This is a genomic window from Frankia casuarinae, from assembly GCF_000013345.1.
GTDB lineage: Bacteria > Actinomycetota > Actinomycetes > Frankiales > Frankiaceae > Frankia > Frankia casuarinae.
On the sequence record NC_007777.1, the window covers coordinates 1,433,125 to 1,451,969 of the forward strand.

The 18,845-nt window shown below is 69.4% G+C and carries 16 protein-coding genes and 2 tRNA genes; 16 read left to right on the plus strand and 2 right to left on the minus strand.

Annotation, left to right across the window (positions count from 1 at the left end):
* Nucleotides 1-609: 609 nt before the first annotated feature.
* The 4 genes from FRANCCI3_RS28675 to FRANCCI3_RS06020 all read left to right on the plus strand — a co-directional run bounded on the left by FRANCCI3_RS28675 (nucleotide 610) and on the right by FRANCCI3_RS06020 (nucleotide 3,405).
* A complete protein-coding gene (locus FRANCCI3_RS28675; RefSeq protein ID WP_011435644.1) occupies nucleotides 610-906 on the plus strand; it encodes a helix-turn-helix domain-containing protein in 297 nt (98 codons plus the stop codon).
* On the plus strand, nucleotides 903-1,790 hold the full coding sequence (locus tag FRANCCI3_RS06010) for a bifunctional DNA primase/polymerase (RefSeq protein WP_011435645.1): 888 nt from the start codon (nucleotides 903-905) through the stop codon (nucleotides 1,788-1,790). The genes FRANCCI3_RS28675 and FRANCCI3_RS06010 overlap by 4 nt, the downstream gene beginning before the upstream one ends.
* 215 nt (nucleotides 1,791-2,005) lie before the next feature.
* Nucleotides 2,006-2,221, plus strand: a complete 216-nt coding sequence (locus tag FRANCCI3_RS06015) for an excisionase family DNA-binding protein (RefSeq protein WP_035959253.1) — start codon at nucleotides 2,006-2,008, stop codon at nucleotides 2,219-2,221.
* On the plus strand, nucleotides 2,221-3,405 hold the full coding sequence (locus tag FRANCCI3_RS06020; RefSeq protein ID WP_011435647.1) for a tyrosine-type recombinase/integrase: 1,185 nt from the start codon (nucleotides 2,221-2,223) through the stop codon (nucleotides 3,403-3,405). The genes FRANCCI3_RS06015 and FRANCCI3_RS06020 overlap by 1 nt, the downstream gene beginning before the upstream one ends.
* 90 nt (nucleotides 3,406-3,495) lie before the next feature.
* On the opposite strand, the gene FRANCCI3_RS06025 is transcribed toward FRANCCI3_RS06020, so the two are convergent.
* A tRNA-Gly gene (locus FRANCCI3_RS06025) sits at nucleotides 3,496-3,569 on the minus strand.
* A gap of 47 nt (nucleotides 3,570-3,616) precedes the next feature.
* Between FRANCCI3_RS06025 and FRANCCI3_RS06030 the strand changes: the two genes are divergently transcribed.
* The 5 genes from FRANCCI3_RS06030 (at nucleotide 3,617) to clpX (ending at nucleotide 8,561) form a co-directional block, all read left to right on the plus strand.
* A tRNA-Pro gene (locus FRANCCI3_RS06030) sits at nucleotides 3,617-3,689 on the plus strand.
* A gap of 57 nt (nucleotides 3,690-3,746) precedes the next feature.
* A complete protein-coding gene (gene tig / locus FRANCCI3_RS06035; RefSeq protein WP_011435648.1) occupies nucleotides 3,747-5,198 on the plus strand; it encodes a trigger factor in 1,452 nt (483 codons plus the stop codon).
* 335 nt (nucleotides 5,199-5,533) lie between these two features.
* Complete coding sequence (locus FRANCCI3_RS06040) at nucleotides 5,534-6,175, plus strand: ATP-dependent Clp protease proteolytic subunit (protein WP_011435649.1); 642 nt, start codon at nucleotides 5,534-5,536, stop codon at nucleotides 6,173-6,175.
* A gap of 83 nt (nucleotides 6,176-6,258) precedes the next feature.
* Complete coding sequence (locus FRANCCI3_RS06045; RefSeq protein WP_193359375.1) at nucleotides 6,259-6,912, plus strand: ATP-dependent Clp protease proteolytic subunit; 654 nt, start codon at nucleotides 6,259-6,261, stop codon at nucleotides 6,910-6,912.
* Between the two features lie 362 nt (nucleotides 6,913-7,274).
* Nucleotides 7,275-8,561: an ATP-dependent Clp protease ATP-binding subunit ClpX gene (gene clpX / locus FRANCCI3_RS06050; RefSeq protein ID WP_011435651.1), complete on the plus strand. Its 1,287-nt coding sequence runs from the start codon at nucleotides 7,275-7,277 to the stop codon at nucleotides 8,559-8,561.
* A gap of 66 nt (nucleotides 8,562-8,627) precedes the next feature.
* On the opposite strand, the gene FRANCCI3_RS06055 is transcribed toward clpX, so the two are convergent.
* Nucleotides 8,628-9,947, minus strand: coding sequence for a bifunctional folylpolyglutamate synthase/dihydrofolate synthase (locus tag FRANCCI3_RS06055; protein ID WP_023840540.1), 1,320 nt, complete (start codon nucleotides 9,945-9,947; stop codon nucleotides 8,628-8,630).
* A gap of 177 nt (nucleotides 9,948-10,124) precedes the next feature.
* Here FRANCCI3_RS06055 and FRANCCI3_RS06060 point away from each other — a divergent pair, with 177 nt between their 5' ends.
* From FRANCCI3_RS06060 to rodA, 7 genes are all read left to right on the plus strand, one after another.
* Nucleotides 10,125-11,555 (plus strand): dihydrofolate synthase, encoded by a 1,431-nt coding sequence (locus FRANCCI3_RS06060; protein WP_011435653.1) that lies wholly within the window; start codon nucleotides 10,125-10,127, stop codon nucleotides 11,553-11,555.
* A gap of 171 nt (nucleotides 11,556-11,726) precedes the next feature.
* Complete coding sequence (gene ndk, locus FRANCCI3_RS06065) at nucleotides 11,727-12,140, plus strand: nucleoside-diphosphate kinase (protein ID WP_011435654.1); 414 nt, start codon at nucleotides 11,727-11,729, stop codon at nucleotides 12,138-12,140.
* Between the two features lie 436 nt (nucleotides 12,141-12,576).
* Complete coding sequence (locus tag FRANCCI3_RS06070) at nucleotides 12,577-13,608, plus strand: rod shape-determining protein (RefSeq protein ID WP_011435655.1); 1,032 nt, start codon at nucleotides 12,577-12,579, stop codon at nucleotides 13,606-13,608.
* A gap of 138 nt (nucleotides 13,609-13,746) precedes the next feature.
* Complete coding sequence (gene mreC, locus FRANCCI3_RS06075; protein WP_011435656.1) at nucleotides 13,747-14,730, plus strand: rod shape-determining protein MreC; 984 nt, start codon at nucleotides 13,747-13,749, stop codon at nucleotides 14,728-14,730.
* Nucleotides 14,731-14,735: 5 nt separating this feature from the next.
* Nucleotides 14,736-15,278: a rod shape-determining protein MreD gene (gene mreD, locus FRANCCI3_RS06080; RefSeq protein ID WP_011435657.1), complete on the plus strand. Its 543-nt coding sequence runs from the start codon at nucleotides 14,736-14,738 to the stop codon at nucleotides 15,276-15,278.
* Nucleotides 15,275-17,464 (plus strand): penicillin-binding protein 2, encoded by a 2,190-nt coding sequence (gene mrdA / locus FRANCCI3_RS06085; protein ID WP_011435658.1) that lies wholly within the window; start codon nucleotides 15,275-15,277, stop codon nucleotides 17,462-17,464. Before mreD ends, mrdA begins: the two co-directional genes overlap by 4 nt.
* A gap of 116 nt (nucleotides 17,465-17,580) precedes the next feature.
* Nucleotides 17,581-18,816 carry a rod shape-determining protein RodA gene (gene rodA / locus FRANCCI3_RS06090; protein WP_011435659.1) on the plus strand — a complete coding sequence of 412 codons (1,236 nt, stop codon included), beginning with the start codon at nucleotides 17,581-17,583 and terminating at the stop codon, nucleotides 18,814-18,816.
* Nucleotides 18,817-18,845 lie beyond the last annotated feature (29 nt).

Below are 18,845 nucleotides of genomic sequence, written 5' to 3' on the forward strand. Positions count from 1 at the left end.
GTCACGGTGAGTCAAACTCCCGAAACTCCCGAAACTCCCGCGGTGTTTCGGGGCTCCCCAGTGACCAGCGCCAACAGCCCCGGAGAGGCTGCGGGTGGGGGGGTGGACGGGAGTTTTGGGAGTTTCATCGCCGCACGGTGGGGCACGTTCGGTCACCGGACGCGACACCCTCGATACCAACCCTGAGTAACCGTCGTCAGGTCGTCGTCGCCTCGACCGTCACCCCCGCCACGACGGCCCCCAACCGGCCACAGAGCGACGAATCCCGGTCCGACCAGGACCTGACGACCTGACGACAACCTGACGACGACGATCCCCCACCACCGTCCGTCATCAAACCCCAAGCACGGAGAGGCGGTACCCCCATGCCCAAAACCGTCTCTGTGCCCGCGAACCCCCACCGCTACCACCGCGCCGTGCCCTTCGAGCCACCCCCACCGAACCCCCACCCACAGACCCGACCGGCCTGGCCGGGGGCTGCTAGCAGCTCATCCCACCCCTGACCAGGGATCTAGCAGCTAGCAGCCCCCGGCCCACCACCCCCGAAACGCCCCCCACCACCCGATCCGCACCCCCCCAACCACCTGCTAGGAAGGATCACCCAACCCCATGGCCGACACCGCCCCCCGCGACAACCGCACCCCGACCCGACCCGCCAGCAAACCCACCCCGGCCACCCTCCCCGCCCCGTGCCGCGCGGTCTACACCGTCGCCGAAGCCGCCCACATGCTCTCCCTGTCCCTCGCCAGTACCTACGACCTGCTGCGCCGCGGCGACCTCCCCGGACGGCGTCTCGGCCGCCGCTGGGTCATCCCCCGCGACCGGTTCCACACCTGGCTCGACAACCTCCCCGCCGCCGACCCCCACGACACCGACCCCGCCGACGGGCAGGACAACCAGCCATGACCACCCCCCGCCCGTCGATGCTGCCCGCCGCCGTCACCTACGCCGACCAGGGATGGCCGGTGTTCGTCCTCGGACGTACCAAGCGGCCGGTGGCGAACTGTGAGCCCTGCGCGCAGGCAGGGCCAGACCACGACAGGGAAGCCTGCCCGTGTCTGACCTGCCACAGCTTCTACGCCGCCACCACCGACCGAAACCGCATCGTCGCCATGCTCGCCGCCGTCCCTGACGGCCTGTTGGCGATCCGCACCGGCACCGCCGCCGGCCTGGCCGTCATCGACATCGACCCCCGCAACGGCGGCACCCTCGACCGGTCGCTGATGACCCCCACAGCCGCCGTGGCCACCGGCGGAGGCGGATGGCACCTGTACTACCGCCACCCCGGACATCCGGTGCTCTCCCGGCCCCTCACCGGCGCTCCCGGCATCGACATCAAGGCGGACGGCGGGTTGGTGGTCGCGCCGCCGTCACTGCACCCGACCACCGGCCGTCCCTACCAGTGGGCCGGCACCCGGCCGGTAGCCGAGATGCCCCCCGCCCTCATCGCCGCCGTGGCCGCCGATCCGCCCATGACGAAACCCGCCCCGCCACGCAGCTGCACACCGGCCCGCGTCTCGTCACGCGCCGGAGAGGCGGGGGGCATCTCAAACCCCGCCGCGTTGCTCGCCGCACACCTGGCCGCCGTCGCCCGAGCACCCGAAGGACGCCGCCGCACCACCCTCTACGGCGCCGCCCGCGGCATCGCCCGCATGGTCGCCGCCGGCCACCTCACCACCACCGAAGCCTGGGCCGCGCTCACCGACGCCGGACACACCGCCGACCAGACCGACCGCGACATCAACGCCGCCATCACCGGCGGATTCCACGCCGAAGGAGTCCCCACCTGAACCAGCCCACACCACACCTCAACGGCACCCCCGGCGAAGCCGACCAAGCACCCGCCGGGAGCACCCGCCCCCATCCGCTCGAAACGAAGGAAGGCACACCTATCGTGGCTCAATCCCTTACCAGCCCACAGGCGGGCGGTGTGGTCCTCGCGATACCCGCCCGCCACCGAGCGTCGACGCGACCGGCCGCCGGTACGACCTCCCCACCGGCGCCGTTGGGCGACATCCTGACCGTCGAGCAGGCCGCTGCCCGGATGAACATGAGTGTCCGGTACGTGCGCCGCCTGGTTGCGGAACGGCGTATCGCGTTCCACCGCATCGGCCGGTCGATCCGGCTGACCTCCGCCGACGTTGACGCCCATATCGCGGCCGGTCGTGTCGAGTCGCTCACGGTCTCCAAGGTTTGGCGCGACGTACGGAGCGTGATCTGATGGCCGCCCGTCGCCGCTTCGGCAGCATTCGCCGCCGCGAGTCCGGCCGATACCAGGTCCGCTATCCCGGGCCGGACGGACAGCAGCGCACCGCACCCGAGACATTCGCGCGGAAGAGTGAAGCGGAACGGTATTTGACCCTCATCGAGGGTCAAATACTGCGCGGAGAATGGATCGATCCGGAGCGCGGAAAGGTTACCCTGACCGACTACGCCGCCCGCTGGATTGTCGAGCGGCCCAATCTCAGGCCACGCACGATCGGCCTGTATTCGGGGCTCCTCACCCGGCATATCACGCCGTACATCGGGGGTATTCCGATCGGCAAGCTCACGACTCCGATCATCCGCGAGTGGCGGACAAAGCTACTCGAATCGGGCGTGTCGGTGGGTACGACGGCGAAGGCGTACCGGCTGCTGCGCGCCGTGCTCATGACTGCGGTCCGGGAAGACGAGCTGATCAGGACCAACCCGTGCCGTATCCCCGGGGCCGATCAGGAGAACGCTCCCGAGCGTCCGGTCCTGACCGTTTCTCAGGTGTTCGCTCTCGCGGAGAAGCTTGGTGGTCGGTACCGAGCGCTCGTGCTGGTGACCACCTTTGCCTCCCTGCGGTGGGGTGAAGTGGCCGCGCTTCAGCGACGCGACCTCGACACCGACGACGGCATCGTGCACATCAGGCAGTCCCTGGTGGAGATCGGTGGGCAAGGGGTCGTTCTCGGTCCGCCCAAGTCCCGGGCGGGTGTCCGTACCGTGTCTCTCCCAGCGGTGATTCTGCCGTGGCTTCGGATCCACCTTGCCGAATATGTGGCGGACGATCCGGCGGCATTCGTGTTCACAGGACCGAAGGGTGGATTTCTGCGCCGCGGGAACTTCCGGAAGCTCGTGGGATGGTCAGACGCGGTTGCTGCCATCGGCATGCCGAACCTGCACTTTCACGACCTGCGGCACACCGGCAACACGCTGGCGTCTAGGACCGGGGCGAGTCTGCGGGACCTGATGACGCGCATGGGGCACGACTCGCCCCGCGCCGCGCTCATCTACCAGCACGCATCCACCGAGGCTGACGCGGCCATCGCGGACGCCCTCAGCGCCGTCCTGGCCGCGCAGCAGGGGAGCGTGCCACCTCCCGCGCCACGCCCGGACGACACCCCCGAGGACGGGGCCGCGGGGGCTCTCGTGCCGGCCTAGTGGCCCGTGGATGGCCTATGACCCGATGCTGACTGTCTGAACGATCTTCACCCCCTGGCCGGAACATAGCCCTGACCAGGGGGTGAAGAGTGGAGCGGGTGACCGGGATCGAACCGGCATGGCCAGCTTGGAAGGCTGGGGCTCTGCCATTGAGCTACACCCGCGAGGTGATCGATGCGAGCTTACCCCGTAGAATGAGCAGGCGACGCCTCGGGGCGTAGCGTAGTGGCTAGCGCGCCTGCTTTGGGTGCAGGAGATCGGGAGTTCGAGTCTCCCCGCCCCGACCGATACCCTCGGCGTGTCACCCCCTGTCCAACGTCGTACCAGGAGACCGCCGCGCCGTGAAGGCCACCAAGGAGACCCTCAGCCCGACCCGGGTCAAGCTCACTGTCGAGGTGCCCTTCGACGAGCTCAAGCCCTCGCTCGAGGCCACATATCGCAAGCTTGCCCGCCAGGTCCGGGTCTCGGGCTTCCGGCCGGGCAAGGTCCCGCCGCGCATCCTGGACCAGCGGCTAGGCCGGGGTGTCATCCTGGACGAGGCCGTCCAGGAGGCGCTGCCGCAGCTCTACTCCGAGGCCGTGCAGGCCGAGGAGGTCGATGTGCTGTCCCGGCCCGAGGTGGACATCACCGAGTTCGCCGACGGCGGCCAGCTCGTCTTCACCGCCGAGGTGGATGTCCGGCCCGAGGTGACTCTGCCGGAGTTCTCGGAGCTTGAGATCACCGTTGACGCCGTCGAGGTCACCGACGAGCAGGTCGAGGAGCAGCTCGGCGCGCTGCGTGATCGTTTCGCGGTGCTCACGCCGGTGGAGCGGGCCGTGCAGGCGGGTGACTACGTCTCGCTCGACCTGTCCGCCGAGGCGGACGGCACGCCGATCGATGGTGCCGAGGCGACCGGGCTGTCCTACGAGGTCGGTAGCGGCAACCTGGTCGAGGGTCTCGACGACGCGATCATCGGCGCCACGGACGGCGAGACCCGCACCTTCACCACGGAGCTGCTCTCCGGTGAGCAAGCCGGTCAGCCCGCCCAGGTGACGGCGACGGTCCGCGGGGTCAAGGAGAAGGAGCTCCCGGCCCTGGACGACGACTTCGCGACCACCGCCAGCGAGTTCGACACCCTCGACGAGCTGCGCGCGGACATCCGGACGCGCCTGGAGCAGTCGCGCCGCACCGAACAGGTCGGCCAGGCCCGGGAGAAGTTGCTGGAAAGCCTCCTGGAGCGGGTGGAGGTGCCGGTGCCCGGCTCGCTGCTCGCCGGCGAGATCGAGGCCCGTGAGCACCGCCTCTCCCGCGAGCTGGAGTACATCGGCACGGACCGCCCGTCCTACCTGGAGACCCTCGGCCAGACCGAGGAGGAGTTCGACGCGGAGGTCCGCGAGTCCGCCGGCAAGGCGATCCGCTCCCAGTTCATCCTGGACGCGGTGATCGATGCCGAGTCGATCGGGATCGACCAGGGCGAGCTGATGGAGCAGCTCATCCTGCGCGCTCAGCGCTCCGGGGTGCAGCCGGACGTCTACGCTCAGCAGCTTGCGCAGGGCGAGGGTCTCACGGCCCTGATGGCCGACGTCCTGCGGACCAAGGCGCTCTTCCTGTTGCTGGAGAACGCCAAGGTCGTCGACGGTGCGGGGACCCCCGTCGAGCTCGCTTTGCCAGCCCGTTCGCAGCCGGACACCGATGCCGACGCCGATCATGACCGCGATGTCACCGTCGCGGCGGAGGCCGTCGCCCCCGGGGACGGGGACGCCACGGTCGAGCCGGTCGAGCCGGTCGAGGCGGAGACCGACGGCAACGGCTGATCAGCGCCTCGCCGCTGGCGCGGTCGCGTTCCTCCCGAAGCAACCATCGGGTCATAACAGGCGAACCGTGGGGGTTGGTCACCGTTCCCACCTGGAACCGTGGCCGGCCCCGCTGTTCGTCTCATCATCGCCGCCTTCCGTGACCGGACGGCGCCGCGCCGAACCAGCCCGCACCCGGCTGGCCATGAGCGCCCACCGGCCCCGGGCTGGCCGGGCTGGCCCGTCCTCACGCCCAGCGCGAACATCGGGCGGGAAGGGCGGGAACTGGGGCGTGTCACAGATAGTGTCGAGCCGGTCAATCAGCCGTCCCATGTGAGGAAGTCGAGGAGCTGACCGTGAGTAACATCGCAGCCCCGCGCCTGCCGGTTCCGGGTCCGGACCTTCGTGCACCCGGTCAGGGTGGACCCGCGTTCGACGACCAGGTGTTCAACCGTCTGTTGGCCAACCGCATCGTCTTCCTCGGCTCGGTCGTCGAGGACTCGATCGCCAACGCGATCTGCGCGCAACTCCTGCTGCTCAACGCGGAGGATCCGACCCGCGACATTTTCCTCTATATCAACTCGCCGGGTGGGTCGGTGAGCGCCGGTATGGCGATCTACGACACCATGCAGTTCGTCGAGAATGATGTCGCGACCGTCTCGCTCGGTCTCGCCGCGTCGATGGGGCAGTTCCTGCTCTGCGCCGGTGCGTCGGGCAAGCGCTACTCCCTGCCGCACGCGCGGATCATGATGCACCAGCCGTCCGGTGGTATCGGGGGCACCGCCTCCGACATCGCCATCCAGGCGGAGCAGATGCTGTACACCAAGCGGATGATGCAGGAGCGCATCGCCTTCCACACCGGTCAGCCGATCGAGCAGATCGAGCGCGACTCCGACCGGGACCGGTGGTTCACAGCCGAGGAGGCCAAGGACTACGGCTTCGTCGACCACGTCGTCCAGCAGGCCCGCCAGGTTCCCAGCGAAGGCCCGGTGAGCTGAGCGGAGCCCCCGCTCACCGGATCGAACCGTCGTCATCCGTCCCGGAGGCAGCCACCATGTTCCACGACACGCTGTACCAGCAGATGCGGCACGAGCAGGCCCGCCAGGCAGCCGCCCAGCCGCAGGGCCGCTACGTCCTGCCGAACATCATCGAGAAGACCTCCCGCGGCGAGTACGGCATGGATCCGTATTCGAAGCTGCTCAAGGAGCGGATCGTCTTTCTCGGTGTGCAGATCGATGATGTGTCGGCGAACGACGTGATGGCGCAGCTGCTGTTCCTGGAGTCCGAGGATCCCGACCGGGACATCTCGATCTACATCAACTCGCCGGGTGGGTCGTTCACGTCGTTGACGGCGATCTACGACACGATGCAGTTCGTGCGGCCGGACATCTCGACGATCTGCATGGGTCAGGCGGCGTCGGCGGCGGCGGTGCTGCTGGCGGCGGGCACGCCGGGGAAGCGGTTCGCGCTGGAGAACAGCCGGATCCTCATCCACCAGCCGTCGGCGCAGGGCGAGGGCCAGTCGAGCGACATCGAGATCCAGGCGCGGGAGATCCTGCGGATGCGGTCTCTGCTGGAGCGGATGCTCGCCGTCCACACCGGCAAGAAGGAAGAGGACATCCGCAAGGACATCGAGCGTGACAAGATCTTCAGTGCCGACGAGGCCAAGGAGTACGGCCTGATCGACGAGGTCATCAAGACCCGGAAGTCCTCCCGGCTCGCCACCGCTCGCTGAGGTGCCGGGCCGGCGGTCCGAGCCCGCGGTCGGAGCCTCGCGAGGCGTGACGTCTCGTGAGGCCGGCCCGCGGTCGTCGGCCGTCGGCCGCTACCACACCCGACGCGCCGATGCGGTGAAACCCGGTCAGCGGTTCTCGTCCGTGACGCGATGGCCTAATGGGACTGCGTGGACGGGCGAGGGCGGCCAAGGTGACCGTAGGCTGACCGGTATGAGCCGAGCGATTGGGCTCTCACCGGACGGCTCGGCGGGGTACCGTCCCCACGGGGATGGTTGCAGGCAGACACGCGACGACTGGGCGGTGTCAACCGCCCCTGACATGCAGGCGACACCATCGTCTGGACGAAGGGACTGAGTCCTCGGTGGCACGCATCGGTGATGGCGGTGACCTGCTCAAGTGCTCGTTCTGCGGTAAGTCGCAGAAGCAGGTGAAGAAGCTCATCGCCGGCCCTGGCGTCTATATCTGCGACGAGTGCATCGATCTCTGCAACGAGATCATCGAGGAGGAGCTGTCCGAATCCTCCGAGCTCAAATGGGACGAACTGCCCAAGCCGCGCGAGATCTACGAGTTCCTCGACAGTTACGTGGTGGGGCAGGAGACGGCGAAGAAGACCCTCTCCGTCGCGGTCTACAACCACTACAAGCGGGTCCAGGCGGGCGGATCCAGCGGTGACGGGAGCAAGGGCGAGGTCGAGCTCGCGAAGAGCAACATCCTGCTGCTCGGGCCGACGGGCTGCGGCAAGACGCTGCTCGCCCAGACTCTCGCGCGAATGCTCAACGTCCCGTTTGCCATCGCCGACGCCACCGCGCTGACCGAGGCGGGCTACGTCGGGGAAGACGTCGAGAACATTCTGCTCAAACTCATTCAGGCCGCCGACTATGACGTCAAAAAGGCCGAGACCGGGATTATCTACATCGACGAGGTCGACAAGATCGCCCGGAAGTCGGAGAACCCGAGCATCACGCGGGACGTGTCCGGTGAGGGCGTGCAACAGGCCCTGTTGAAGATCCTCGAAGGCACCACGGCCAGCGTGCCGCCACAGGGCGGGCGCAAGCACCCGCATCAGGAGTTCATCCAGATCGACACGACGAACGTGCTGTTCATCGTGGGCGGGGCGTTCGCCGGGCTCGACCGGATCATCGAGTCGAGGATCGGCAAGAAGTCGCTGGGGTTCCGCGCCGTACTGCACGGCAAGGACGACCCGGACGGATCCGATGTCTTCGGCGACATCATGCCCGAGGACCTGCTGAAGTACGGCATGATTCCGGAGTTCATCGGCCGGCTCCCGGTGATCACCAGCGTGTCCAACCTGGATCGTGAGGCGCTGATCCGCATCCTCACCGAGCCGAAGAACGCCCTCGTCCGCCAGTACAAGCGGCTGTTCGAGCTGGACAGCGTCGACCTCGACTTCACCTCGGACGCGCTCGAGGCCATCGCGGACCAGGCGATCCTGCGTGGGACCGGTGCTCGTGGGCTGCGGGCAATCATGGAAGAGGTCCTGCTCTCGGTGATGTACGACATCCCGAGCCGCAAGGATGTGGCCCGGGTCGTCGTCACCCGCGAGGTCGTGCTGGAGCACGTCAATCCGACGCTGGTCCCGCGCGACGTCGTGTCCAAGCGGGCTCCCCGCCAGGAGAAGTCGGCCTGACGGCGCCTACCCGGCGCCCACTCGGCGTGTCCCGTGCGACTCGGCGCGGCCCGCGCGTCGGGTCACTCAGTGCATTCCGTGCGTCGGGTCCAGCGCGGTCAGGGTCCGGCGGGCCTCAGCCAGATGGTAGAAGGACCCGGTCACCAGGATCGCCCCACCCGGCCCCGCCGCGTCCCGCAGGGCGTGGCGGACGGCGCAGCCGACGTCGGATGCGGCGTGGGCCGGCATCGCCCGCGCCCGCGCCGCGCAGACCAGGTGCTCGGCGCGGATGGCCCGCGGTGACGCCGGTTCGCAGGCGATCAGCGAGCTGATCGGTTGGTGGCGCAGTTCCGCGAGAGTCCCCTCGTAGTCGTGACCGCGCAGCGCCCCGTAGACGACGGTCCACTCTCGCCCGGGGAACTCCTCACGCAGGGACCGGGCGAGCGCCGCGCCCGCTGCCGGGTTGTGCGCCCCGTCAAGCACGCACAGCGGCTGTGCGCGCACGATTTCCAGGCGTCCCGGCGCCCGGACGCCCCCGAGACCGGTCCGGACCACGACGTCGGGGAGGGAATGACCGACGAAGGTCTCCACGGCGGCCAGGGCGCACGCCGCGTTGGCATCCTGATAGGAACCGTGCAGGGACAGTCGCACGTCGTCGTAGCGCGCCTGCGGGGTGCGGAAACCGCCCCGTCGACCCGCCGCGTCCGGGTGGCCGGCGACCGCGGCGAAGTCCCGACCCAGCCGCAGGACGTCCGTGGCCGGGGTCCGGGCGAAGATGTCGTCGAAGCGGGGGTCCACCTCGCCGAGCACCAGGTGACTGCCGGGCTTGACGATCCCGGCCTTCTCGCGGGCCACGCCCGCCATACTCCCGGCGTAGTCCAGATGATCAGCGCCGATGCTGGTGACGACCGCGACCCGCCCGTCGGCGATGTTCGTGGCGTCCCAGCGACCGAGCAGGCCCACTTCGACCACGGCGACGTCGACGGCCAGGTCGGCGAACCATCGGAAGGCGGTGGCCGTCAGCAGCTCGAAGAAGGTGGGCCGTCCACTCATCGGGGCGGCCGCGTCCAGGACGGTGCCCACGCAGCGTCCGAACTCCTCGTCGCCGATCGGTCGGCCGTCGACGACCAGACGCTCGTTCACCCGCTCCAGATGCGGACTGGTGTACAGCCCCACCCGCAGCCCCGCCGCGCCCAGCAGCGCCGAGATGATCCGCGCCGTCGAGGTCTTGCCGTTCGTGCCGGTCAGGTGGATCAGCGGAACCGCCCGGTGCGGATCCCCGAGCCGGCCCGCCAGCTCCCGCATCCGGTCAAGGCTCGGCACCGGCCGACCCGCCGGCATCGTCTGCTTTTCGAGATCCACCGTGTTGTTCAGGGCGGCCCACGCCGACTCGTACGTCCACTTCACAGGCTGGTTCCACTTCACCGGCTGGTTTCGCCCTCCTTCGACCTGGGGTCGACAGTAGTCCGCGGACAGGTGCGCCGGACGCGTCCTTTGCGGGGGAGCGCGGGTACCGGCGTGGGCACCTGCGTAGGCGGGAGTGAACCCGGTGGACCCGTCCCATCGGGCCGTACCATCGGGGATGTGACAGGCGCTGCCGGGACCGCCGGAACCACCCATGCTCCTGATCACGAGCGGGAGGGTCCACGCGCGTTCGCGGCCGAGTACTCCCAACGCCGCGACATCCGCGCCCGGCCGGGCTTCGACCGGCTGCGCCGTCTGCTGGATCTGCTCGGCCAGCCGCAGCGGGCCCTTCCGAGCATCGTGGTGACCGGTTCGGTGGGGAAGAGCTCCACGGTGTCCGCGATCACCGCACTGCTGCACTCGTTCGGCATCCGCGCGGGATCGTTGAGTTCGCCGGGCTGGCTCGGGGCCGAGCAGCGGGTGGGGTTGGCCGACGCCACGATCGATTCCGACGTCCTCGGCCGCGCCTACGCCGATATCGCGCCGTACCTGCCGCTGATCGAGGATGACGGCCGGCTGAGCGCCTTCGAGCTGCTTGCCGCCGTGGCCTTCGCCGCCTTCGCCGACGCCCCCGCCGACCTCGCCGTGATCGAGTCCGGCTGGGACGACGCCGGCGAGCTGAGCGCACTGCTCGACGCGCCGGTGTCGGTCGTCACCCCCGTGGCGGTGGGCGAGTGGGAGCCGGCGGCGGGCCTGGACCGGATCACCACGCGGACGGCGGGAGTCATCCGCGCCGACACCCTGGTCGTGCTGGCCCAGCAGGTCCTGCCCGCCGCGCAGGCGCTGCTGCGGCGCGCCGCCGAGACCGGGGCGATGGTCGCCCGGGAGGGGCTGGAGTTCGGTGTACTCGGCCGGCAGGTGGCCGTCGGGGGGCAGATGATCACGCTGAAGGGGCTGGGCGGCACCTACGAGGAGATCTTCCTGCCGCTGCACGGCGCGCATCAGGCCCATAACGCGGCGGTCGCGCTGGCCGCGGTCGAGGCGTTCCTCGGCGGCGGGCGCAACCAACTCGACGTCGATGCGGTCCGCGCCGGTTTTGCCGAGGTGGACTCCCGGGGCCGGCTGGAGGTCGTCCGCCGGTCCCCGACGATCATTCTTGACGTGGCCGGCTCGCCTGTGGCGGCGGGCGCGCTGGCCGCGGCGCTCGACGAGGCGTTCACCTTCGACGTCCTTGTCGGGGTCATCGCCATCGAGCGCGAGGTCGAGAGTGCCGCCGCTCGGGACGGTGGTGGCGAGCGGGACGGTGCCGCCGAGCGGGACGGTGCCGCCGAGCGGGAGGCAGCGGAGCTCCTGGCCGTCCTGGAGCCGGTCCTGAACACGGTGGTGGTCACCGCCGGTGCTGGGCCCGGATGGCTGCCGGTCGACGGTCTCGCCGCGGTCGCCGTGGGTGTCTTCGGCTCCGACCGGGTGGAGGTCGTACCCCGGTTGGACGACGCGCTCGACGCCGGGGTGCGCCTCGCCGAGGAGGACGCCGATCTGGGTGGCGCCGGCGTGGTGGTCACCGGTTCGGCCTCCGTCGTGGGTCGGGCCCGGGCGTTGCTGCGTCCGTGACGTCCTCCTGGGTTTTCCGACATGTTCCCGACGCGTTCCTGATGCGGTTGCGGGGCGTTCCCGGGACGCCGCGGTCCCGTCACGGTGCGGACGTGGGCACCCTGTAAGTTGGCGAGGGATCCTTGGGTCCCTCGTCGAGGACGACGAAGTCGATGATCGAGAAGGAGTACCGTGTCCGTCGAGCGCACCCTCATCCTGGTCAAGCCCGATGGCGTCAGCCGTGGCCTCGTCGGTGAGGTCGTCGGCCGGCTCGAGCGCAAGGGGCTCACTCTGGTGGCGCTCGAACTGCGCACGTTGGAGCGGTCCGTCGCCGAGACGCACTACGGAGAGCATGCCAGCAAGCCGTTCTTCGGTGAACTGGTCGACTTCATCACCTCCGGGCCGCTGGTGGCCCTCGTGGCCGAGGGGCCGCGTGCGGTGGAGGCGTCGCGTGGGCTGATCGGCGCAACCGATCCGGTCAAGGCCGCGCCCGGCTCGCTGCGTGGGGACTACGCGCTGGAGATCGGCCAGAACCTCGTGCACGGCTCGGACTCGCCGGAGTCTGCCAAGCGGGAGATCGACCTCTTCTTCCCGGGCCTGAGCTGACCGCGTAGCCGTTCACACCGACCGGGGCGTTCCCGAGACGCATCGAGACGCCTCCGGTCGGATTTCGGGTGGCCTGGCCTGGCCTGGCCGGGCCGGGACCGTGGGCGTGTCGCCCTCGTGACTCATGGGTGTGCGCAGGGCGGTTCCGGCCCAAGGGTGACACGAAACCGGCCCATCACCGACCGGGGCGGCGAGGGGCCCGGTGTCGGTCTACCCTTCAAGTACTTGCCCGGAGCGTGTCCGGTGGGTCGCGGTAACCGACAGGGTCGTGGTCGGTGGCCGTGGTCGAATTCCCGGTGGGCGCCCGGGTCGTCTTGTCCGATCTACGAACTCTGTACGTGTTCCACGCGCTTCTCCGGCTCCTCGGTAGGCCGTGCCTGTCGGTCGCGCCGGAGGCGGCCAGGACCGCATCCCCCGGGAAGGTCGGTACCCGACGATGTCCAGTTCGCTGTCGTTCCTCGGTCGTGACATGGCCGTCGACCTCGGTACCGCCAACACGCTGGTGTACGTGCGTGGCCGCGGGATCGTCCTCAACGAACCGAGCGTGGTCGCGATCAATACCACCACCTCGGGCATCCTCGCCGTCGGAACCGACGCCAAGCGGATGATCGGCCGGACGCCCGGCAACGTGGTGGCCGTGCGGCCGCTGAAGGACGGCGTCATCGCCGACTTCGAGACGACCGAGCGGATGCTGCGCTACTTCATCCAGAAGGTGCACCGGCGGCGCCATTTCGCCAAGCCCAGGCTGGTCGTATGCGTGCCCTCCGGCATCACGGGCGTGGAACAGCGGGCCGTGAAGGACGCCGGCTATCAGGCCGGCGCCCGCAAGGTCTACATCATTGAGGAGCCGATGGCCGCGGCGATCGGCGCTGGTCTGCCGGTGCACGAGCCGACCGGCAACATGGTCGTGGACATCGGCGGGGGTACCACCGAGGTCGCCGTGATCTCACTGGGCGGCATCGTCACCAGCCAGTCGATCCGTACCGCCGGGGACGAACTCGACGTCGCGATCATCTCCTACGTCAAGAAGGAGTACTCGCTGATGCTCGGCGAACGCACCGCCGAGGAGATCAAGATGGCGATCGGGTCGGCGCACAAGGTTCCCGACGAGCCCAGCGCCGAGATCCGTGGGCGTGACCTGATCACCGGACTGCCGAAGACGATCGTGGTGACCGCGGAGGAGATCCGCAAGGCGATCGAGGATCCGGTCAACGCGGTCATCGACGCGGTGAAGGTGACCCTCGACCGCTGCCCGCCGGAGCTCTCCGGCGACATCATGGACCGCGGCATCGTCCTCACCGGCGGCGGGGCGCTGCTGCGCGGTCTCGACGAGCGGCTGCGGCAGGAGACCGGCATGCCGATCCACATCGCGGAGAATCCACTGCATTCGGTTGCAATGGGGTCGGGCAAGTGTGTGGAGGAGTTCGAGGCCCTACAGCAGGTACTGATCTCCGAGCCGCGGCGCTAGGCGCTTGCGCAGGGCCTTTGCCGATCCCTTCCCATTGGACCGATCCCTTCCCATTGGATATAGCCGGAGCGGTGCCTGGTGCCGCGTGGCCGTCGCCACGCGGCACCGGATCGCGTAAGAGTGTGTTCGGAGGGTGTTGTGGGCCGTGGCACGAGGCGATCTCGCCTGGTGATCGTCGCCCTGCTCATCATCGCCTTCACTCTGATCACCTTGGACTACCGGACCGGGAGATCGGCCACCGGAGCACGTGGGGTTCTGCACTCGATCTTCGGGGGGGTCGAGAACGGCGTCACGACGGTCACCCGCCCGATTGGCCGGACCGCCTCCTCCCTGACGCATCCGAACCGCTATCACGACCGGGCGGATCGACTCGCGGAGGAGAACGCCCGCCTGCGCCGCCAGATCGCCGACGACACCGAGATCGGCCGGATGTCGACCGAACTCGCCGACCTCCGGTTGTTGGCGGACAAGGGCCAGTACACCATCGTGCCGGCGAAGGTGATTGCGGTCGGTGACGTGACGGGGACGGACTGGACCGTCACCATCAACGCCGGCAGGGCCGACGGCATCGTGGTCGACAAGACCGTGCTCAATGCCGACGGGCTGGTCGGCACGGTGTCCGGCGTGACCGAGCACACCGCAATCGTCCGGCTGGCCTGCGACCCGGGTAGTCACATCGGAGCACGGCTCGAACGCACCCAGCTGCTCGGTGCCGTGGCCGGTGGGCAGGGACCGGGCACGTTGACCTTCACGCTGTACGACGCCTCATATCGGGTGCAGAAAGGTGATCGGCTGGTCACCTTCGGCAGTCTCGACTACGTCGCCGGCGTCCCGATCGGTATGGTCACCAAGGTCACTGACGTCGATGGTCTGTCGCGGACCGCCGAGGTCAAACCGTACGCGTCGGTCGGCACCCTGGACCTGGTCGGGGTGGTGGTCGGCAAGCCACCGGCCGACCCCGGCGACCGGGTGCTGACGCCCAGGCCGGTGCCGACCGAGCCGGCCGCGTCCGTTCCGCCGACCGCGTCCGTTCCGCCGGCCCCGCTGTCACCCACCGCTGGGTCGCCGGTGGGGGGATCATTGGCCGGGGCGGCATCCGGCGTCGGGGGCGGAGCGGGTTGAGCGTGATGTGGGGCATCGCCGGCCCTGAGGAGACCCTGCGCGGGCGCGCCGTCGTGGCCGCGGTCGTGCTCCTGACCGTCGCCCTGATCCTCCAGGTCTCCGTGATCGCCCGGCTGGGTCTGCCCGGTGGCCGGCTTGACCTCATGCTCGTTCTGTTGGCAGCGATCGCGCTGATCGAGGGGCCATTGCTCGGCGCGGTCGCCGGCTTCGTGGCGGGATTGCTGGCCGATCTGTCCTCCAGTCATGTCCTCGGTCAGACTGCTCTCGTTTTGTGTCTGATCGGTTACGCTGTCGGACTGGCGATGGATGCGGCGGAGCGGTCGGTGGTGGTTCCCCTGGCGGCGATCGGTGGGGCGAGTGTGCTGGGCACTCTCGGATACGCCGCCACCACCTCGATCCTCGGTGAGGCGGCGTTGACGGGAGGTCAGGCTGTGCTGCGGGCGTTGGTAGCCGGCGTCTACGCCCTCCTGCTCACCCCGTTCCTGTTCCCGTTGCTGCTCGCGGGCTCCCGGCGGCTGGCCGGCGGTCGACGGCGGGAGCCGCGGTGAACGACCGGATGCGGGTCCGCGTCCTGCTGCTGCGCGTGCTGGTCGTCTCCCTGCTCATCACACTCGGCGCGCGGCTGTGGGTGCTCCAGATCCTGGACGGTGACCGTTACCGCCGGGTTGCCGAGACCAACCGGGTCCGCGAGGTGGTGACGCCCGCGACCCGGGGGATGATCCTTGACGACAAGGGGCAGGCCCTCGTCCGAAACCGTACGTCGCTGGTCATCTCGGTGAACCGGTCGACCACGGATCGGCAGGCCGACCAGGGCAGGGCCGTCCTCGCCCGCCTCGCCGCGGTGATCGGCACCCCCGCGGACGAGCTCGCCCGGCGAATCCGGTTCTGTAGCGCCCAGGTGAAGCCGCCCTGCTGGAACGGATCGCCCTACCAGCCGGTACCGGTCGCCAAGGACGTCAGTCCGCGGCAGGCCCTCGCCGTCATCGAACATCCCGACCGCTTCCCCGGTGTCTCCGCCGACCTGCAGGCCGTCCGCGAGTACCCGCATGGCGCGCTGGCCGCGCACGAGCTGGGCTATCTCGCGCCGGTCAGTCAGGACCAGCTCGACAAGCAGGGGGATGAGAAGGGCTACCACCTCAACAGCCTGATCGGCGTCGCCGGTCTGGAGAGCACCTATGACGACGAGCTGCGCGGCACCGACGGGGTGGAACGCCTGGAGGTGGACCGGTTCGGCCGGGTGGCCGGTACCGCGTCGACCATCGCGCCGCTCAGCGGTGACCACCTGGTGCTCAACCTCGACCTCGACGTGCAGCAGGCGGTCGAGCAGGCGCTGACGGAAACGATCAAGAAGCTCGGGGGCGGCCCGCGCACCGCCTCCGCGGTTGTGCTGGACGTGCGCACCGGCGGGGTGATCGCGATGGCGAGCCTGCCGTCCTACGACCCGTCGGTCTTTAGCGGTGGGGTCTCGGAGAGCGATTACCGGGCGCTGTCCGATCCCGCGAACGGCATCCCGCTGCTCTCGCGGGCCTACCAGGGGTCGGGGCCGGCCGGCTCCACCTTCAAGGCCATCTCCACCGCCGTCGCGATGCAGAACCTGGGCGCCAAGGGGAACGACCGCTACGACTGCGCGCCCAGCCTGCAGATCGGTGACCAGGTCTTCCACAATTTCGACGGCGAGTCGGCCGGTCCGATCACCCTGCACCAGGCGCTGGTCATTTCCTGTGACGTCATCTTCGACAAGTTCGCCTACGACGCCTGGCTCGCGGACGGCGGGCTGCGTAACGGCCGTGGGCCCTACTCCCCCCCGAAAGAATACTTCGTCAAGATGGCCCAGGCGATGGGCTTCGGCCGGACCACCGGGCTGGATCTGCCCGGCGAGACGCGGGGCTCCGTCGTCGACCGCGCCGGCGCCAAGGCGATCTGGGCGGAGCTCAAGGACTCCTACTGCCGGCGGGCCAAGAACGGCTACCCGGAGGAACCCGACCCGGCCAAGGCCGAGCGGTACCGCAAGTACGCCGCCGAGGCGTGCGTTGACGGCTACCTGTACAACGCCGGTGCCGCCACCCAGTTCGCGATCGGCCAAGGCCAGTACCTGTCGCTGAGCCCGCTGCAGCTCGCCGTCGCCTACGCGGCCATCGCCAACGGCGGCACCCTGTACAAGCCCACCCTCGCCAAGGCCACCGTGTCTCCGGACGGCAAGGTCGTCAGGACCTTCGCGCCGCGCCGGGCCGGGACGCTGCCGGTCTCACCGGAGAACCTCGCCTACATCCGGGACAGCCTGCGCGGGGTGACGACGGAGGGCGGGGGCACCGCCACCGGCGTCTTCGCGGACTGGCCGAGCGACGTCGTCCCGATCGCGGCGAAGACCGGAACCGCCGAGGTTGAGGGTAAAGGGGACACCTCCTGGTTTGCCTCCTTCGCGCCGGCGAACGACCCCCAGTTCGCCGTCGTGGTCACCATCCCGGACTCCGGGACCGGCGCGGAGTTCGCGGCTCCGGTGGCCAAACAGATCTACCAGGCAATCTACGGTGTCGGCCGGCCGGCGGCGATGCCGGGTGGGAAACCGCCGGCCGGGCTGCCGAAGCTCAACCGGGACGGGACGATCGCGGCGGCGTCACCGCAGCCCGCCCCCGCGACGCTGGCCTCGCCGGCCGGATCGGCGCCGGGCCCGGCCGCCCCCCTGCCCGGCACCAGCGGCGCGGGCGTGACGGCGACGGGCCGGGCGCCGCCCTGACGGCCACCTCGTGCCGTGAGGACGGCGCCTCGGGATGGGGGCGGGGTCTCGGGGGATGGGGTGGGAGCCCAGGACGTGAATGTCGTGTCGGCGTGACGGTGGTGGCGGGAGGCGCAGTGGTAGACGAAGCGGGACCCACCGCACTTCGATCGTCTCCGGTGCCCATCCGGGGGCGGATCGGGCACCTGCGGGAGAGGGCTTCCGGGCCCCACTCGCCGCTGCGCCGGCTCGACTGGCCGCTGCAGCTCTGCGTCATCGCGTTGTCCGTTCTCGGTGCTCTGCTGGTCTGGTCGGCGACCCGCCAGCGGCTCAGCGAGGCGGGCAGTGATCCCAACACCTTCCTCGATCGGCACCTGCTGAACCTGGCCATCGGGCTGGTGCTCGGCGCGGTTGCGACCGTCATCGACTACCGGGCGGTGCGGGCCTACGCGCCCTTCGTCTATCTCGGCTCGCTCGTCGGGCTCGTCGCGGTACTCCTGTTCGGTTCGACGATCAACGGCGCACACTCGTGGATTGTGCTGCCTGCCGGCTTCCAGCTGCAGCCGTCCGAGTTCGCCAAGATGGCGCTCGTGGTCGGCGCGGCGATGATCCTCGGTGAGAAACACGAGGACCGGCACACGGGAGTCCGGCGCGGCGCCCCTGGCCACGGTGACGTGCTGCTCGTGCTCGGGCTCGCCGTGGTCCCGATCGGCTTGATCATGTTGCAGCCGGACTTCGGTACCGTCATGGTTCTGGTCTTCACCACCCTCGGCATGCTGGCGGTCAGCGGCGCGCCGCGCCGATGGGTGCTGGGGCTGATCCTCTGCGGTGTGCTGTTCGGCGGCGCGATCCTCCAGTTCCATCTTCTGAAGCCGTACCAGGAGGCCCGGCTGACCTCGTTCGTCTCCGAGAACAAGGCATCGTCCGGCACGGGCTACAACGTCGACCAGGCGATGATCGCGATCGCCAACGGCGGAATCTCCGGACGGGGCCTGCTGCACGGCCAGCAGACCCAGGGCCAGTTCGTCCCGGAACAGCAGACGGACTTCGTGTTCAGTGTCGCGGGGGAGGAGTTGGGATATCTCGGGGGTGGCGGAATCATCGTGTTGCTCGGCGTGGTTCTGTGGCGGGCCCTGTCGATCGGCTTCGGCTCGCAGGACTCCTTCGGCGCGCTCGTCGCCACCGGGGTCGTCTCCTGGTTCACCTTCCAGGCGTTCGTCAACATCGGCATGTGCCTGGGCATCATGCCGGTCACCGGCCTGCCGTTGCCTTTTCTCTCCTACGGCGGTTCGTCGATGTTCGCAAACATGATTGCTGTCGGACTCCTGCAGAACGTGCGGCTGCGATCCCGATCGGACCCGTATGCCTCCTGAGCTCGCTCGGCGGCGCTTCCCGGGTCGGC